Raw genomic sequence first — 16,027 nt, forward strand, 5'->3', positions numbered from 1 at the left:
GTAACATCCTATGGGATGTACTATTTTGCCTTGTGAAGCGGATCGTACTGGACACAAACGTTCTGACGGCAGGTTTGCGAAGCAGGAATGGTGCATCGTTCGCTATCTTGCAACTGGTTGCGGACCGGCGGGTTTGCCCATTGGTGACGACAGCGCTGTTTCTTGAATACGAAACCGTTCTGTCCCGACCCGAGCAAATGGCGATTCACGGGTTGTCCACTACGGATTTAGATGGACTGTTGGCCGGCTTTGCGGCCTTGGCCGAGCCGGTCGAACTGCACTTTCTCTGGCGTCCGCAATTGAGCGATCCGAAGGATGAGATGGTGCTGGAAGCGGCGATCAACGGTCGGGCGGATGCGTTGGTGACTCACAATCGCCGGGATTTTGTGGCTGGGGCAGGCCGTTTCGATGTCCAAGTCGTAAGCCCGGCTGAGTTCCTGGAAGGATTTCGAACATGAGCAAAGCGACTTATCCGTTGAAACTCCCGCTTTCGGTCAAGGAGGCGGCCATGCGCTTGGCAAAGGCCGATGGCGTGTCGCTCAATCAGTGGATCGCTTCGGCCGTGGCGCAGAAAGTTGGGGCAATGGAAACAGCGGCCGAGTTCCTGCGTCGTCGGACAGGCGATGCGTCCGCTGACGATTTTGGAAAGCTGCTTGAGCGGGTTGCTGCCGGACCTCCGCAACCTGGCGATGAGCTTCCGCCTGATCGACATTGATCAGCGACATTTCTTTCGCCAATTCTTGGCAGTCAGCCGGTAGAACACATGTCGCTTGAGCGCGGGATGGCTGTCGGGAATGCCGGGGTGGTCGAAGTCGGCGGACGGATCGGCGGTCATGGCGAGGCGTTGCATGACGGCGTGGAGCGGTGGTTGTCATAGACCGCGAAAGACACGATCTCGCCAAGGCCGAGGGTTTCGAAGTCGTGGGCCAGCCAGGCTTCCGAGGCTTCAGTGACATAGCCTTTGCCCCAGAATTCAGGCGCCAGCCGCCAGCCGATCTCGACGGTGCCGGCCGGCAGGAACGGCATATGCTCGGTTCCGGTGATGCCGACAAAGCCGATGCATTCACCGGTGGCGATGATCTCGGCGGCGGCAAAGCCATAGCCGTCGCGGTCGGTCACGCCTCGCAACTCGTCCATCTTGGCATCCGCCTCGGCGCGGCCACGGCGGAACGGAAAGAACTCCATCACCCGGTCGTCGGAGTTGATGCGGTGGAACAGGTCGCGGTCGCGATCTTCCCAGTTGCGCAGGATCAGGCGCTCGGTACGCATTGGTTTCATTGCACAAACTCCTCCTGCCTGTAGCCTTGCACATAAAGCAGCGCGGTCAGGTCGGCATGATCGATGCGGACCTTGGCCTGTGCCGCCACCGTCGGCTTGGCGTGGAGCGCGACACCGGTACCGGCCAGGCGGATCATGTCGAGATCATTGGCGCCGTCGCCGACGGCGATGGCGTCGGCGGGCGTCAGGCCGAGGCGCGCTGAAATTTCGATCAGCGCGTCGGCCTTGGCGGCGCGGCCGAGGATCGGTTCGCCGACCAGCCCGATGAAGCGGCCGTCCTGCTCGAGCAGGCGATTGGCGCGGTTCTCCTGGAAGCCGAGCATGGCGGCGATGCGCGTCGTGAAGACCTCGAACCCGCCAGACACGAGTGCCGTCCAGGCGCCGTTGGCGCGCATGGTCCGGACCAGAACACGGCCGCCCGCGGCCAGCGTCAGGCGATTGGCGACGATGCGATCAACCACGGCGGCGTCGAGGCCCTTGAGCAACGCCACCCGTTCACGCAAAGCCGGTTCGAAGGCGATCTCACCATTCATGGATCGCGCGGTAATCGTGGCAACCCGATCCTTGACGCCAATCTCATCGGCCAGCTCGTCGATGCATTCCTGGTCGATCATGGTCGAATCCATGTCGGCGATCAGGATTTTCTTGCGGCGGGTTTCTGCCTCTTGGACGATCACGTCGACGGCCTCGCCGGCGAGTGCCGTGCGCAAGACGGCACTCGTGACGGCGGCGTCGGCTGCCTCAGGCAGGACGAGATCGCAGGCAATAGCTTCAGCCAGCCAGACAACAGCGCTTGCGCCGACCGACCGTGAGGCCATATTCGCAAGCGACAGCGACAAAGCGCGCTCAGTGGGCCGGGAAACAAGCGTGGCGATGAGCGGCATGGAACATTCCGGCGGGCAGGCGGGCAAGGGCCGCGTGAAGAACGCGATCCTGATAGCCGGGCCGACCGCCAGCGGCAAGTCGGCGCTTGCGCTCGATCTGGCGGAGCGCAGGGGCGGCGTGATCGTCAACACCGATTCCATGCAGGGCTATTCGGTGCTCGACGTGCTGACCGCCCGGCCGGAGGCGGCCGACCTCGCCCGCGCACCGCATTTCCTCTACGGCCATGTCCACCCGGCGACACCCTATTCCACCGGCGCCTGGCTGCGCGACGTGAGGAAGTTGATCGACGACGGCACATTCTCCGAACGGCCAGTGAATTTCGTCGGCGGCACCGGGCTCTACTTTCGCGCACTGGCCGAGGGCATTTCGGAAATGCCCGACATTCCGCAGCGGGTCCGCGACCGCTGGCGCTATGAGTTGAAGGAGCAGGGCGCCGTCAAGCTGCACAGCCTGCTGCTGCGCGAGGATTCGGCGGCCGCCATGATGCTCAAGCCAACCGATAGCCAGCGCATCGTGCGGGCATTGGAGGTTCTCGATGCGTCTGGCCGTTCGATCCTGGAATGGCAGGCGGAACGCGGCCAGCCGCTCATCGACCGGGAAAGCGCACGTTTCCTGGTGATCGAGCCGGATCGGGCGGCGTTGGTCGCTCGCATCGACAAACGCTTCGACCAGATGCTGGACAAGGGCGCGCTGGACGAGGTCAAGCGGCTTGCAGCACTTGGTCTCGATCCCGAATTGCCGGCGATGAAAGCGATCGGCGTTCGCGAACTGCAGGCAGCGATGGCCGGAGAGATTGGCTTTCCCGAGGCAATCGAACGCGCCAAGATCGCGACCAGGCAATATTCCAAGCGGCAAACCACCTGGTTCAGGCATCAATTGGGGCCGGAATGGCTGAGATTGCGCCCCGGTGATGATCTGGAAACCACGATCTCAGTGCTTGCTTCCGATGCAACCTGAAAAGTTTACCTGCAAGGAAAGGTTCCCGTTGTGGTTGTCCAAATTAACCCTCCGTAAGCCCGCCCATGCCATAAGATCAGTGGGCACTTTTCCAACGGGGAGCAGATGCGTTTCCACAAGGCGGAATCAGCGTTTTTCGTCTTTATATTCGTGATCCTGGCCGCCGGCCTGGTGACGCTGCATGCTTACGGACTTCTGCAGTCCTTCGCCGACGAGTTGCATACGGCTTCGGGTCTGGACAAGGTCATCTATCTCAACAAGCTCTTGTTCGCGACCGGCGTGCTCCTGGCCACCGCGCTGTTCTTCGGCATTTTCTTCATCTATCCGCTGATCCGCAAACAGGCGACGGAGGAAGGCAAGCTGCGCGCCATGACGGTCTCGCTCAGCGCGCGCTCGGAAACACTCGAGCATGCGGCGTTGACCGACGGCCTGACCGGCATGCAGAACCGGCGCTATTTCGATGATGCGCTGAAGGAGTATCTTGAGGAGTTCCGGCGCATCGAAAAGCCCGTCGGGCTGATGATCCTCGATCTCGACCATTTCAAGCAGGTCAACGACACCCACGGCCATGACATCGGCGACGAAGTGCTCAAGGCCGTCGCGAACTGTCTCAAGGACATGACGCGCTACCACGATGTGGTGGCGCGATTGGGCGGCGAGGAGTTCGCCGTGGTCACGCCCAACATGGACGCCGAGCTTCTGGGCAAGTTTGCCGAGCGCATCCGCAAGGCGATCGCCAACATGTCGGTGCTGTCGGGCAATGTCCGCCTCAAGATCACCACCAGCGTCGGGCTCGCCGTCTGGGACCGCAAGGAAACAGCGGAAGAGTTCTATCGCCGCGCCGACCGCCAGCTTTACGAAGCGAAGAGGCAAGGCCGCAACCGCGTCTGCGCCTAAATCCCATCACTGAATTCGTGAGGCTGACCGTCTGGCGCCGTTTTCTGCGCTTCCGATGCTCACGGACTCAAATGTCCGCTCCGCTTCGGTTCTCGAAAACAGCACCACCCGACTCAGCCTGACGAATTCCCTGACGGGATTTACCCAGGCTTTTCCAATGGATATCGGAAGCCCTGACTTGGGTGCTCAGACCCATCCGCCGATGTGCGTGACGCCCAAACTCAATCGTTTTGCGGGCGCAGGCCGAAGGTTGCGGGCTTTAGGCCGTAGCGCATGTCGAAATCGTCGTCCGATGGCGCGCGTGCGGCGGGTGGCTTGCGGTAGTCGGGATCGCCGGCCTGGCGGCCTGAATCTACGACCTCGGCGAAGGCCATCGCCTGCTGCGTTGATTTCGGCACGTTGCGCAGTCGTTCCACGATCGCCACCAGATCGACATCGTCGCCGGCTTTCGACGAGGCGGCTTCTTCGCGCTTGGCGGTGCCAGGAAGCAGGTGGCTCGGCAGTTTTTCGAACTTCAGCCGCATGGTCGTCGCCACGCCTTCGCCGAAGGCGATGGCTTCGCGCTGGCCCATGGAGGACAGGAAGGCAAGCGTCGAGGCGGAAGAATCGGCAATCGCCGAGCGGATGATCGCCTGGTCCTGCTCATTGGCAAGCCGCATGGCGAAAAAAGTCGAGCATTGCGACAGGATGGTCGGGTCGAGCTCGCCAGGGCGCTGGGTGACGACGCCGAGATAGCAGCCATATTTGCGGCCTTCCTTGGCGATGCGCGACAGCGCGTGCCTGGTCGGCGCGAAGCCGAGACGCGGGTCGGCCGGCATATAGCGGTGCGCCTCTTCGCACAAAAACAGAAGCTGCAGCTTGCCCTCGCTCCACAGAGCGAGATCGAAGGCCAGGCGCGCCAGCACCGAGCAGACGGAATTGACCACTTCCGACGGCATGCCGGCCATCTCGAAGCAGGTTACCGGGCGGCCATGATGCGGCACGCGGAAGATGTTGCCGATCGTCTCGTGGATGGTGTCCTCGATCAGGCGCGAGTTGAACATGAAGCGGTAGCGTGGATCGGCCGCCGCCGATTCGATGCGCGTCTTCAGCGATTTGAGCGTCGGGCGATCGGTCTTGCTTTCGAGCATGCCCATGCGCTCATCGATCTGCTTGAGCAGGTCGGCGATGCGGTAAGGCACCGGCGTATCGGCGGTCAGCGCATCGCTGCCGCGCCTGATATAGGAGCCCGAATTCGGGTTGCGGTAGAGATTCTTGGCGGCCGGAATGAGGTCGCGCAAGGCGTCGATTTCTTCCGGCTCGGTCTCGCGGCCCCGGAACAGCACCTCGGCGAATTCCTCCAGCGTGAACATCCAGAACGGAAGATCCAGGGTTTTGGAATCGACCCTGACGCAGTATTCGGGCAGCGATGCAGCGAACTCGTTGTGCGGATCGAGGATCAGGATGCGCAGATCCGGCCTTGCCGCGATCGACTTGCGCAGCAGCAGCGAGACGGCGGTGGATTTGCCGACGCCGGTCGTGCCGACAATGGCGAAGTGACGCGCCAGCGTATCGTCGATGGCGATGTTGGCGGCGATCGTCTCGTCCTGCGCTAGCGTGCCGATCGTGATCGAATGACGCCCCGCGAGGTCATAGACCGCCTGCAGGTCGCGGGTGCGGATGCGATGCGCAACGGCGCCGATATGCGGATAGGTGGTGATGCCGCGGTCGAAGACCGGTTTGGCGCCGGGCTCTGCTCCGTCACGGACTTCGCCGATCAGCTCGATGCTGACCTCGATGGCGTTCTGGCCCTCATTGCTCCACGCGCGGTCCGACTTGCCGATTGCGTAGACCAGGCCGACGGTTCGCGTCGATCCGAGATTGATGGAAATCATCTTGCCGACCGTCCACAGGCCGGTCACCGCGCCGTCGGCGTCGTTCGCGTAGGCGCTGATGGTGGCGCGCGCGCCATCGCATTGCACGACATTGCCGAGGATGCGCTTGTCGTTCTGCTCTGCGTCGCGGCGCTCCTGCGATGTCGGTTCTCCAACGGAGGCTTCGCGTTCGACATACATGGACAGGCCAATCCCCATTTCCCTGGAGCATCGATGCTACCCGAATGGGGTTAAGGCCCGATGAGGTCGGATGGTGTAGAGAGCATTAAGGGGCTCGTGAAAATTGTCGCAAGGCGGCTCTTCTCCGGCGTCTATATTTCGCTATAATAGACATATGGATGATATAGCGAACGACATTTCCTCGACGATCGGCCGCAGGATACACGCCGAAAGAATCGCGCGCGACTGGTCCCTGGCCGAACTCGCGGAGCGTTCCGGCGTCTCGAAGGCGATGCTCAGCACGATCGAGCGGGGCAAGACCAGCCCGACGGCGGCGCTTCTGGTGCGCATCGCGTCGGCCTTCGGCATGACGCTGTCGACCTTGATCGCGCGCGCGGAATTGCAGGGCGGCGGGCTGTTGCGCGAAGCCGACCAGCCGGTGTGGCGCGATCCCGACACCGGCTATGTTAGGCGGCATCTTTCGCCGGCTGGCGATATGCCGCTGGAACTGATCAAGGTGCATCTGCCGGCGGGCGCCAAGGTCAGTTTTCCGGCCGCTTCATACGCCTTCATCAAGCAGCAGATATGGCTGATTTCCGGGCGGCTCGAATTCATCGAAGGTGAGGCGGTGCACAAGCTTGTATCAGGCGACTGCCTGGCGCTCGGGGCGCCGTCGGACTGCACCTTCCATGCCCTGGAGCCCGGCGCCGACTATCTCGTCGCGCTGGTCAGGGGCTGACACAATGGCAAGAAGACCAAGGCGCTCCCATAATGGGGGGCCGCCTCTCGATGAGTACAAGGGCCCGCCATGGGGCAAGGGCGATCCCTACATCTTTCTTGCCTGGCAGGCCGCCCATGCCAAGGCGTGGAAGGCGCCGAGCCACGAGGTGATGCTGTTGCGCATGGACAGAGCCGAGCGGCTTGGCCTGACCTATGAGGAGTACACGCTCGAGATCCTCGAGCGCGGGCGGCATCTCGGGCACGAAGACGCCGACCGCATCAGCGCCATCAAGGCGGCGCGAAAGCGACGCCGCGCGCGCCATCTGGACTGACAGCAATACGCCCGCTTCTATGGCAATCACAGGATATCCTGCACATGAACTCGATCGAGATCGCAACCCTGAACCCGGCTGCCGAGACGCAGGACATGCTGGCCGAATTGCTGGTCGCAACGGTGGCGGCCGGCGGTTCGGTCAGCTTCATGCATCCGTTGGCGCCGCAGGCGGCAAGGACGTTCTGGGAAAAATCGCTGGCCGCGGCGGCAAGGGGCGAAAGATCGGTGCTTGGCGCCTGGGATGGCAAAAACCTGGTCGGCACCGTGACCTTGCTGCTCGATTGTCCGCCCAACCAGCCGCACCGGGCCGAGATCGCCAAGCTGATGACATCAGTCGATTACCGGGGCAGGGGTGTGGGAACGCGCCTGATGCGGGCCGCCGAGAGCCTTGCCATCGAGAGGGGCCGCACGCTGCTGGTTCTGGACACGGCGACCGAGGAGGGCGCCTCAGGCCTCTATGAGCGGCTGGGCTTCACGCTGGCCGGTGAGATACCGGACTATGCCCTGAAGCCGCATGGCGGGCTGACCGGCACGTTGATCTACTGGAAGCGGATCGGGCCAATCTCATAACCAGTCATGCCGGCGCGGAGAGGCGCGACAGCAACCACTGGCGGAAATCCTGTTCGGCTCCGGTCAGGCGTGCTGTCGACGCCTTGGTTAGGAAATGCCCCGATGTGCTGGAAAGTTCATAGTCGGAAAGCCTGACCAGCGTCTTGATGTCGAGCGCCGCATCGACCAGCGGCCGCGAGCCCAAAAGCACGCCGGCGCCGGCGCTCGCCGCCTCCATGGCGGTGACGAAACTGTCGAAGCGGTGCGATCGTCTGAGATGGCCAGCCAGTCCAGCGGCGGCGAACCATTCCGCCCACATCTCGCGCGCGCCGGCGACCAGAAGCAGCGGCAGGGAAGGCCAGTCGTCGTCGCCGGCGAGCGCAGGTGCGGCCACCGGCACGAGCCGCTCGGCGGTCAGTCTGTCGGCTTCGCGGCCGGGGAAGGATCCGTTGCCGAAGCGGATGTCGAGCACCGAGCCCGGCAGATCGTAGTCGGCAGGGCGATGGATCGTCACCAGATCGAGCTGGATGCGCGGCAGTGCCTTCGCGAGATCGGGCAGCGCCGGAACCAGCATGAGCAAGGCAAAGGAGATCGGCGCCCGGATGGTCACGGTCTGGACGGCACGCGGCTCGAACAGTTCCGCGGTGCTGTTGCCGATGGTGGCGAAGGCCGACTGGATGTGAGGCAGGTAGGCTGCTCCCTCCGGCGACAGTGCGACGCCGCGCGCCAGCCGCGAAAACAGGCGTGTCTTCAGCCGCTCCTCGAGAAACCGGATGTGCTGGCTGACGGCTGCCTGGGTGAGACCGAGCTCGGCTGCCGCCGCGGTGAAATTCGACAGCCGCGCCGCCGCCTCGAAACTGCGCAGCCAGTCCAGAGGCGGCACCGGTGTATTTGTACGAGCCATTAGTATTCTGCGGTCATTGGCTAAAAAATGATAATTTGAGTTATGTCTGTCGCGCGATCAACATGCAATCGAAACCCTGCGGATCAGGCTGCGGGGGACGCAATGGACAGGAACGGATCTCCATGCTCACCCAGGCGCGGATCGGCGACGAAGGCAGAACAATCGACCTTGGCTGGCAGGACGGGTCGCGCAGCCGTTTTCACGCCATGTGGCTGCGCGACAATGCGCTGGACGACAAGACGCGCAGCGCCGGCAATGGTCAACGGCTCATCACCATTCTCGACATTCCCGCCGACACCAGGATCGGCGCCGCATCGATCAAAGGCGGCGCCCTGGAAGTCAGCTTCGTGCCCGAGCAGAAGACGGTCAGCTTTCCCGCGGCATGGCTGAGCGCCAATGCCTATGATCGTGACGCAGGCCGCCAGCCCGGCTGGACAGGCGAGGCCACCGTGCGATGGACCAAGGCCTCGATGCAGAATTCGGTGCCGCGCGCCGGCTATGTTGCGGCCAGCCGCGATCGCGCTGTGCTGGGGCAATGGCTGTCGGCGGTGAAAACCTATGGCTTCGCGGTGATGGACGATCTGCCGACCGAATCCGGGGCACTGTGCAAAGTGTCCGATCTTTTCGGCTACATCAGGGAAACCAATTACGGGCGCTGGTTCGAAGTGCGCGCCGAGGTCAATCCGAACAATCTCGCCTACACGAATCTCGGCCTCCAGGCGCACACCGACAATCCCTATCGCGACCCTGTGCCGACGCTGCAGATCCTGTCCTGCATCAAGAATACGGTTGAGGGCGGCGAGTCCAGTGTCGTCGATGGGTTTGCAGTCGCGGCTGCGCTGCAGGCTGAGAACCCGGAAGGCTTCCGGCTGCTGAGCTCATGCCCGGCGCGCTTCGAGTATGCCGGCTCTTCCGGCGTGCGGCTGCAGGCGAAGCGGCCGATGATCGAGCTCGGGCCCGATGGCGAGCTGATTTGCATCCGCTTCAACAACCGCTCGCTGGCGCCGACGGTCGACGTGCCGTTCAGCGATATGGAAGCGTACTACGCCGCCTATCGCCGGTTTGCGGAACTGATCGAGGATCCATCCTTCGAGGTGACGTTCAAGCTCGAAGCGGGGCAAGCGTTCATCGTCGACAACACCCGCGTCATGCATGCCCGCAAGGCGTTTTCCGGTACCGGTAAGCGCTGGCTGCAGGGTTGCTACGCAGACAAGGACGGTCTGCTGTCGACGCTCGCGGCAATCGAGCACGGGTTCAAGGAGGCCGCGGAATGAGCGGCCAGGATTTGAACGCGGACACCATCGTCGAGTTCATCGCCGACATCTTCGAGCGCCGGGGCGCCGAATCCTATCTCGGCGAACCCGTCACCATGTCGGAGCACATGCTGCAGGGTGCCTGGTTCGCTGAAAAGGACGGCGCGCCGGACGAACTGGTGGCGGCGGCGCTGCTGCACGACATCGGCCATTACACCAGCGAGTTCGGCACCTATTCGCCCGAGGATGTCGAGGACAAGCATCATGACGAGGCCGGCGGCGAGGTGCTGGCGCCGTTCTTTCCACCTGTCATCGTCGAATGCGTCAGGCTGCATGTCGCCGCCAAGCGCTATCTCTGCGCCACCGACCCGACCTATTTCGGCAGGCTTTCGCAGGCCTCGGTGCACACGCTGTCGCTGCAGGGCGGGCCGATGAATGCCGAGGAGGTCGCCGAGTTCCGCAAGAACCCCTTCCATGAGGAAGCGGTCCGGGTCCGCATCTGGGACGAGAGCGGCAAGATCGCCAACATGAAGACACGGACATTTCGCGATTACGTGCCGCTGCTGCAGCGGGTGGTGATGCAGTTCGCCGCGGGTAAGCCGGCGTAAATTCCCTAGGGAAGGAGGCAGGGTGCAAGCCGTGCCTCCTTCTTTCTTCCGGCTTCGCCGGAATGGCGCTCGCCTACCCCTTGTGGTGCACCTGCTGCAGCCCGTAGACCGGCGTCGCGATCCCTTCATGCCGCGCCTTCAATTGCAGCGACAGAAATTGCGAATAGTGACGTGACTGGTGCAGATTGCCGCCGTGGAACCACAGCGCTTCCTGTTGCGTCGGCTTCCACATGTTGCGCAGCTCACCTTCCCAGGGGCCGGGATCCTTGGTGGTGTTCGAGCCGAGGCCCCAGCATTTGCCGACCTTGTCGGCGGTTTCGCGAGATATCAGATCGGCGGCCCAACCGTTCATCGAGCCGTACCCGGTGGCGTAGACGATGAGGTCCGCAGGCAGTTCCGACCCGTCGCTGAGCAGAACAGAGTGCTGCTTGATTTCCTCGACGTCGACGCCGCTCTTCAGCTTGATCGAACCATCGATGACCAGCTGCGAGGCGCCAACATCGATATAATAGCCGGAGCCGCGCCGGAGATACTTCATGAACAGGCCGGATTCGTCGTCGCCCCAGTCGAGCATGAAGCCGGCCTTTTCCAGACCCTTGTAGAATGCCGCGTCGCGCTTCTTCATCTCGGCATAGGCCGGGATCTGGAACTCGTGCAGGATCTTGTAGGGCAGCGAAGCGAAGATGAGATCGGCCTTGGCGGTGGTGATGCCATTCTGCAGCGCCTGCTCCGAATAGAGCGAACCCAGTCCAATTTCCATCAACGTGTCGGACCTGGAGATATGGGTACTCGAGCGCTGCACCATGGTGACGTCCGCGCCGGCTTCCCAAAGTGCCGCTGCGATGTCATGGGCGGAATTGTTGGATCCGATGACAACGGCCTTTTTGCCGGCATAGGCGTCGGGACCCGGATGCTTCGACGAGTGGTGCTGGTCGCCCTTGAAGGTCTCCATGCCCTTGAATTTCGGCAGATTGGCCTTGCCGGACTGTCCGGTTGCCAGCACCAACTGCTTGGGCTTCAGCGTGATGTCCTTGCCGTCGCGGTGGACGACAACGGTCCATTCCTTTTTCTTGTCGTCATAGGAAGCGCTTTTGGCCTCGGTCGAGGACCAGTAATTCAGCTCCATCACCTTGGTATACATTTCCAGCCAGTCGCCGATCTTGTCCTTGGGCGAGAAAACCGGCCAGTTCTTCGGGAAATCGATATAGGGCAGATGGTCGTACCAGACCGGGTCATGCAGGCAGAGCGACTTGTAGCGCTTGCGCCAGCTGTCGCCGGCCCGCTCGTTCTTCTCGATGATGATGGTGGGAACGCCAAGCTGCCGCAGCCGCGCGCCGAGCGCGATACCGCCCTGGCCACCACCGATGATCACCGTATAGGGCTGCGTCTTGAAGCCGAGCTCGGCGGCTTCCCTCTCGCGTTCTTCTTTCCATGTCGGACGGTTCTTGCCCGAGCCGTGCCTGGCGCCCATCGGCCGCGCAAAGCCTGCCGGCTCCTCGTGGCCTTTCAGTTCGGCCATGGTGGTCAGCAACGTCCAGATCTTGCCGTTCTTCAGCCTGATATGGCCGAAGCCGCGTGCCACTTCCGTCTCGAAGCTGATCCAGCCCTCGATCAGTTCGCCGCTCTCGGTCGCGTCCTCGCCCTTGGCGATGGCGAAGTGCGAGGGCCTGGTGTTCGACAATTGGCTTTTCAGCATGTCGCGGACCTGGTCGCGGCCTTCCATGGTCTTGATGTTCCAGGTGAAGGTAACGAGGTCGCGCCAGTAGCAATCCTCTTGAAAGCAATCGACCGCCTTCTCGATGTCATTGGCAGCAAGCGCGGTGCCGAATTGATCGAGCAGGTCGGACAGTTTCTTGCTAGGGGCCTTGTTCTTGCTAGAGGGCTTGTCGAGCATCAGGTTTCCTCCCGTGAAATCCAGATCGTCATGGTGGTGGTTCCGCCGGGCTCGCCGCCGGACGATCAAGTATCGTCAGAGATGGCGGCCCTCGTCACGCCCCACCATAGTTTCCAGCGATTTCAATGGTCTATCCTATAAATGAGATCGCCGGACGGTTTCGGAATCGCCCGGGCGCCGGAAACGAACGTCCCATTTGTGAATGCCGCGCCGGTCGCGCAAAATTGATGGTCAAATGCCGCAATGCGGTCACCGAGGCCGATGACAACCGATCGGTGAGAAGCCGGGAAGCGGTGGCGGGCAACAGGACGGTTCCCGGGATTTTCTGGATGCGGAACTCTGGAGCCCGTTATGATCATCATACCTTTTATCCAAGCGTCTTCATGTCGCTCCCTTGGCCGGCGTGGACGCGCAGCAGCAATGGCCGCGGTCATGGCCTTGAGCGCGACCCTGACCGGCCCGCTGCCCGGAACGCAGGCGCATGCGGCGGAAATTGCCGTTACCGTCCGCGAAAGGCTTTCGAACTATGGCGGATGGCGAACCTCCAGCCGCTTCGGCGATGTCTGGGTTCCCTCGGTCCGTACCGAATGGCGGCCCTACACCGAAGGCAGGTGGGTCTGGACCGACGATGGCTGGTACTGGCAGTCCACCGAGCCATTCGGCGATGTCGTCTATCACTATGGCCGCTGGGCCTATGATCCCGATTTCGGCTGGGTGTGGATCGCCGGCGATCAATGGGCGCCGGCCTGGGTGGTCTGGCGCCAGGGTGGCAACGATGTCGGCTGGGCTCCGGCACCCCCCGATGTCGACGTCGCCTTCGACGACGCCTGGTGGTGTTTCGTGCCGGTGGCGGCGATCGGCGCGGTCGATCTGGTCAGAGTGGTACGGCCTGCCACTGAGAACGTCGTCATCGCGCGCAACACGACGATCATCAACCAGACCGTCGTGGTCAACAATGCGCCGCATGTGCGGCTCGGCAACCAGGTCGTTGCGATCAATGCCGGACCCCGGCTGCAGCAGTTCCCGAAGCCCGTCATCGAATCGATCAAGGCAGCAAGAGTGGTTCCACCGCGCAAAGGGGTGTTTGCCAGTGCACGGCTCGATGCTTCCAGGGGCGCCGAGATCAAGAGGCTGGCCGGCAATGGAACGCCCGCCGCCAGGGCGGCCAATGGAAATGGGCAAACCGTGGCGGGTCATGGCGTCAAGACGCTGACCGGCGGCAAGGCCATTTCCCGCGGCGCGGTGGCTGCCAGCAATCCGGCCGTCGTGAAGCCTGGCGACGCCGTGCGCAAGCGGATGGCCGCCGGCAACGGCGCGAAGGCCGATGCGCTCAAGCTGCATGCCGACAGGACCGCGGGCGACGGACGCATCGTTGTCAAATCGTCGCCCAAACGGGGTTCGCCCAAACCGGTTTCGCCCAAGCCGGTTTCGGGGCAGCGTCCAGCACTCGGTGGCGGGCAACAAAAGCCGCATCAGCAAGCGTTGGCAATGCACATGCCCCAGCACCATGGCCCGGCAAGGGTGGCACCCCACCATCCGCCAGCGAAGATGGAGGCCAGGAAGGCGTCCAGATGCGATCCACGCGTTTCCCGCTGCAAGGCGCCGGGCTGACCACCTCGATCGTGCCGGCACGCTGTGCGCGCCGGCGCGATTTTTCCCGTTGACAGGCTGCCTTGCCCGCCCTTAGTGTCCGCCACCATGAAAACGGCACTCATTCTCGTAGGAAAGCGCGTGGGCAAGGCGGTGTAACCGCCGGGCGAAAACCCCCCATGCGCAAGACACAGGCTCCCTCGGGGGCCTTTTTTATTGCCTGAAACACGACTAAACGACCAGCAAACGCCCAATGGCGACAGTACGGGACCAGACCGATGAGCAACGGACAGAACGAGCGGCGCGAGATGACAGGTGCCGAAATGGTGGTGCAGGCGCTGAAGGACAATGGCGTCAAGCATGTCTTCGGCTATCCCGGCGGCGCTGTCCTTCCGATCTATGACGAGATCTTCCAGCAGGACGATGTCGAGCACATACTGGTGCGCCACGAGCAGGGCGCCGGCCATGCAGCCGAAGGCTATGCGCGCTCGACCGGCAAGGCCGGCGTCATGCTGGTGACCTCCGGCCCCGGTGCCACCAATGCCGTGACGCCGCTGCAGGACGCGCTGATGGATTCGATCCCGCTGGTCTGCCTGACGGGGCAGGTGCCGACCTCGCTGATCGGCTCCGACGCTTTTCAGGAATGCGATACGGTTGGCATTACCCGCCCCTGCACCAAGCACAACTGGCTGGTGAAGGACGTGAACGAGCTCGCTGCGACCATCCACGAGGCTTTCCATGTCGCGACCACCGGCCGCCCCGGTCCGGTCGTCGTCGATATCCCGAAGGACGTGCAGTTCGCCAGGGGATTCTACGTCCCGCCGCAGATCGCGCCGCGCACCAGCTACCAGCCAAAGGTCCAGGGCGACCTGGAAAAGATCAAGGCGGCGGTCGAGCTGATGGCCGGTGCCAAGAAGCCGATCATCTACAGCGGCGGCGGCGTCATCAATTCCGGCCCGGAAGCGAGCCATCTGCTGCGCGAACTGGTCGATCTCACCGGTTTCCCGATCACCTCGACGCTGATGGGCCTCGGCGCCTATCCAGCATCGGGCAAGAACTGGATGGGCATGCTCGGCATGCACGGCACCTATGAAGCCAACATGGCCATGCATGACTGCGACGTGATGATCTGCATCGGCGCGCGTTTCGACGACCGCATCACCGGGCGGCTGACCGCCTTCTCGCCGAACTCGAAGAAGATCCACATCGACATCGATCCGTCGTCGATCAACAAGAACGTCCACACCGAGGTCCCGATCATCGGCGATGTCGGCCGGGTGCTGGAGGATATGGTGCGGCTGTGGCGTGCGAGCGCCAAGGCCGACAAGAAGGCGCTCTACCCCTGGTGGGAGCAGATCGCCAAATGGCGTGCGCGCGACTCGCTCGCCTACAAGATGAACAATGACGTGATCATGCCGCAATACGCCATCGAGCGGCTCTACGAACTGACCAAGGGTCTGGACACTTACATCACCACCGAGGTCGGCCAGCACCAGATGTGGGCGGCGCAGCACTATCATTTCGAGAAGCCGAACCGCTGGATGACGTCGGGCGGGCTGGGCACGATGGGCTACGGCCTGCCGGCGGCGCTCGGCGTGCAGATCGCGCATCCCGACGCGCTGGTCATCGACATTGCCGGCGACGCCTCCGTGCAGATGACGATGCAGGAGATGAGCGCGGCCGTGCAGCACGACGCGCCGATCAAGATCTTCATCCTGAACAACCAGTATATGGGCATGGTGCGGCAGTGGCAGCAGTTGCTGCACGGCAACCGGCTGTCGCATTCGTACACCGAGGCGATGCCGGACTTCGTCAAGCTGGCCGAGGCCTATGGCGGCCACGGCATTCGCTGCGAGAAGCCGGACGAGCTGGACGACGCGATCAAGGAGATGATCTCGGTCAGGAAGCCGGTGCTGTTCGACTGCCGCGTGGCGACGCTCGCCAACTGCTTCCCGATGATCCCGTCAGGCAAGGCGCACAACGAGATGCTGTTGCCCGACGAGGCGACCGACGAGGCGGTGGCCAACGCCATCGACGCCAAGGGCAGGGAACTGGTGTAGCCGGCAGAACCAAGGCAGGGCTGTCGCGAGAAAGCCCTGCGCAAACAGAGAATTAGCTCAAGAGC

The 16,027-nt window shown here is 62.9% G+C and carries 16 protein-coding genes and 1 pseudogene; 11 read left to right on the top strand and 6 right to left on the bottom strand.

The window, feature by feature from the left end:
• The first annotated feature begins 32 nt into the window (after positions 1-32).
• Together NKJ00_RS29830 and NKJ00_RS29835 are read left to right on the top strand one after the other, a co-directional pair.
• Positions 33-458 carry a putative toxin-antitoxin system toxin component, PIN family gene (locus NKJ00_RS29830; RefSeq protein WP_023813070.1) on the top strand — a complete coding sequence of 142 codons (426 nt, stop codon included), beginning with the start codon at positions 33-35 and terminating at the stop codon, positions 456-458.
• Positions 455-715: a hypothetical protein gene (locus tag NKJ00_RS29835; RefSeq protein ID WP_023813069.1), complete on the top strand. Its 261-nt coding sequence runs from the start codon at positions 455-457 to the stop codon at positions 713-715. The genes NKJ00_RS29830 and NKJ00_RS29835 overlap by 4 nt, the downstream gene beginning before the upstream one ends.
• On the opposite strand, the pseudogene NKJ00_RS29840 reads toward NKJ00_RS29835, so the two are convergent.
• Positions 716-1,278, bottom strand: a pseudogene (locus NKJ00_RS29840) (GNAT family N-acetyltransferase).
• The gene (gene serB, locus NKJ00_RS29845; protein WP_352612367.1) at positions 1,275-2,162 is read right to left on the bottom strand and encodes a phosphoserine phosphatase SerB; all 888 of its coding nucleotides are present in this window, start codon (positions 2,160-2,162) and stop codon (positions 1,275-1,277) included. Before serB ends, NKJ00_RS29840 begins: the two are co-directional and overlap by 4 nt.
• On the opposite strand from serB, the gene miaA reads away from it, so the two are divergent.
• Positions 2,152-3,120: a tRNA (adenosine(37)-N6)-dimethylallyltransferase MiaA gene (gene miaA, locus NKJ00_RS29850; protein WP_352632308.1), complete on the top strand. Its 969-nt coding sequence runs from the start codon at positions 2,152-2,154 to the stop codon at positions 3,118-3,120. The genes serB and miaA overlap by 11 nt on opposite strands.
• Before the next feature lie 105 nt (positions 3,121-3,225).
• Positions 3,226-4,017 carry a GGDEF domain-containing protein gene (locus NKJ00_RS29855; RefSeq protein WP_023813066.1) on the top strand — a complete coding sequence of 264 codons (792 nt, stop codon included), beginning with the start codon at positions 3,226-3,228 and terminating at the stop codon, positions 4,015-4,017.
• Positions 4,018-4,238: 221 nt separating this feature from the next.
• Here NKJ00_RS29855 and NKJ00_RS29860 read toward each other — a convergent pair whose 3' ends face one another.
• On the bottom strand, positions 4,239-6,071 hold the full coding sequence (locus NKJ00_RS29860; RefSeq protein WP_023813065.1) for an ATP-binding protein: 1,833 nt from the start codon (positions 6,069-6,071) through the stop codon (positions 4,239-4,241).
• Positions 6,072-6,225: 154 nt separating this feature from the next.
• On the opposite strand from NKJ00_RS29860, the gene NKJ00_RS29865 reads away from it, so the two are divergent.
• From NKJ00_RS29865 to NKJ00_RS29875, 3 genes are read left to right on the top strand one after another with little or no spacing between them, the layout of a single operon-like run.
• The gene (locus NKJ00_RS29865; protein ID WP_352612375.1) at positions 6,226-6,789 is read left to right on the top strand and encodes a helix-turn-helix domain-containing protein; all 564 of its coding nucleotides are present in this window, start codon (positions 6,226-6,228) and stop codon (positions 6,787-6,789) included.
• A 4-nt stretch (positions 6,790-6,793) separates the two neighbouring features.
• The gene (locus NKJ00_RS29870; protein ID WP_352612377.1) at positions 6,794-7,102 is read left to right on the top strand and encodes a hypothetical protein; all 309 of its coding nucleotides are present in this window, start codon (positions 6,794-6,796) and stop codon (positions 7,100-7,102) included.
• 44 nt (positions 7,103-7,146) lie between these two features.
• A complete protein-coding gene (locus tag NKJ00_RS29875; protein WP_128305785.1) occupies positions 7,147-7,674 on the top strand; it encodes a GNAT family N-acetyltransferase in 528 nt (175 codons plus the stop codon).
• 4 nt (positions 7,675-7,678) lie between these two features.
• On the opposite strand, the gene NKJ00_RS29880 is transcribed toward NKJ00_RS29875, so the two are convergent.
• Complete coding sequence (locus tag NKJ00_RS29880) at positions 7,679-8,557, bottom strand: LysR family transcriptional regulator (RefSeq protein ID WP_352612379.1); 879 nt, start codon at positions 8,555-8,557, stop codon at positions 7,679-7,681.
• A 122-nt stretch (positions 8,558-8,679) separates the two neighbouring features.
• On the opposite strand from NKJ00_RS29880, the gene tmpA reads away from it, so the two are divergent.
• Both tmpA and tmpB read left to right on the top strand, forming a co-directional pair.
• The gene (gene tmpA / locus NKJ00_RS29885) at positions 8,680-9,831 is read left to right on the top strand and encodes a 2-trimethylaminoethylphosphonate dioxygenase (RefSeq protein WP_352612381.1); all 1,152 of its coding nucleotides are present in this window, start codon (positions 8,680-8,682) and stop codon (positions 9,829-9,831) included.
• Complete coding sequence (gene tmpB, locus NKJ00_RS29890; protein WP_127293138.1) at positions 9,828-10,418, top strand: (R)-1-hydroxy-2-trimethylaminoethylphosphonate oxygenase; 591 nt, start codon at positions 9,828-9,830, stop codon at positions 10,416-10,418. The genes tmpA and tmpB overlap by 4 nt, the downstream gene beginning before the upstream one ends.
• A 73-nt stretch (positions 10,419-10,491) precedes the next feature.
• On the opposite strand, the gene NKJ00_RS29895 is transcribed toward tmpB, so the two are convergent.
• Positions 10,492-12,312 (bottom strand): NAD(P)-binding domain-containing protein, encoded by a 1,821-nt coding sequence (locus tag NKJ00_RS29895; protein ID WP_352632311.1) that lies wholly within the window; start codon positions 12,310-12,312, stop codon positions 10,492-10,494.
• 122 nt (positions 12,313-12,434) lie between these two features.
• The gene (locus NKJ00_RS29900) at positions 12,435-12,674 is read right to left on the bottom strand and encodes a hypothetical protein (protein ID WP_352551883.1); all 240 of its coding nucleotides are present in this window, start codon (positions 12,672-12,674) and stop codon (positions 12,435-12,437) included.
• Between the two features lie 58 nt (positions 12,675-12,732).
• Between NKJ00_RS29900 and NKJ00_RS29905 the strand changes: the two genes are divergently transcribed.
• Both NKJ00_RS29905 and NKJ00_RS29910 read left to right on the top strand, forming a co-directional pair.
• Positions 12,733-13,923, top strand: coding sequence for a DUF6600 domain-containing protein (locus NKJ00_RS29905; RefSeq protein WP_352632313.1), 1,191 nt, complete (start codon positions 12,733-12,735; stop codon positions 13,921-13,923).
• Positions 13,924-14,180: 257 nt separating this feature from the next.
• Positions 14,181-15,962, top strand: coding sequence for an acetolactate synthase 3 large subunit (locus tag NKJ00_RS29910; RefSeq protein ID WP_352632315.1), 1,782 nt, complete (start codon positions 14,181-14,183; stop codon positions 15,960-15,962).
• Positions 15,963-16,027: the final 65 nt, after the last annotated feature.

Source organism: Mesorhizobium sp. M0227, assembly GCF_040321855.1.
Taxonomy (GTDB): Bacteria; Pseudomonadota; Alphaproteobacteria; order Rhizobiales; family Rhizobiaceae; genus Mesorhizobium.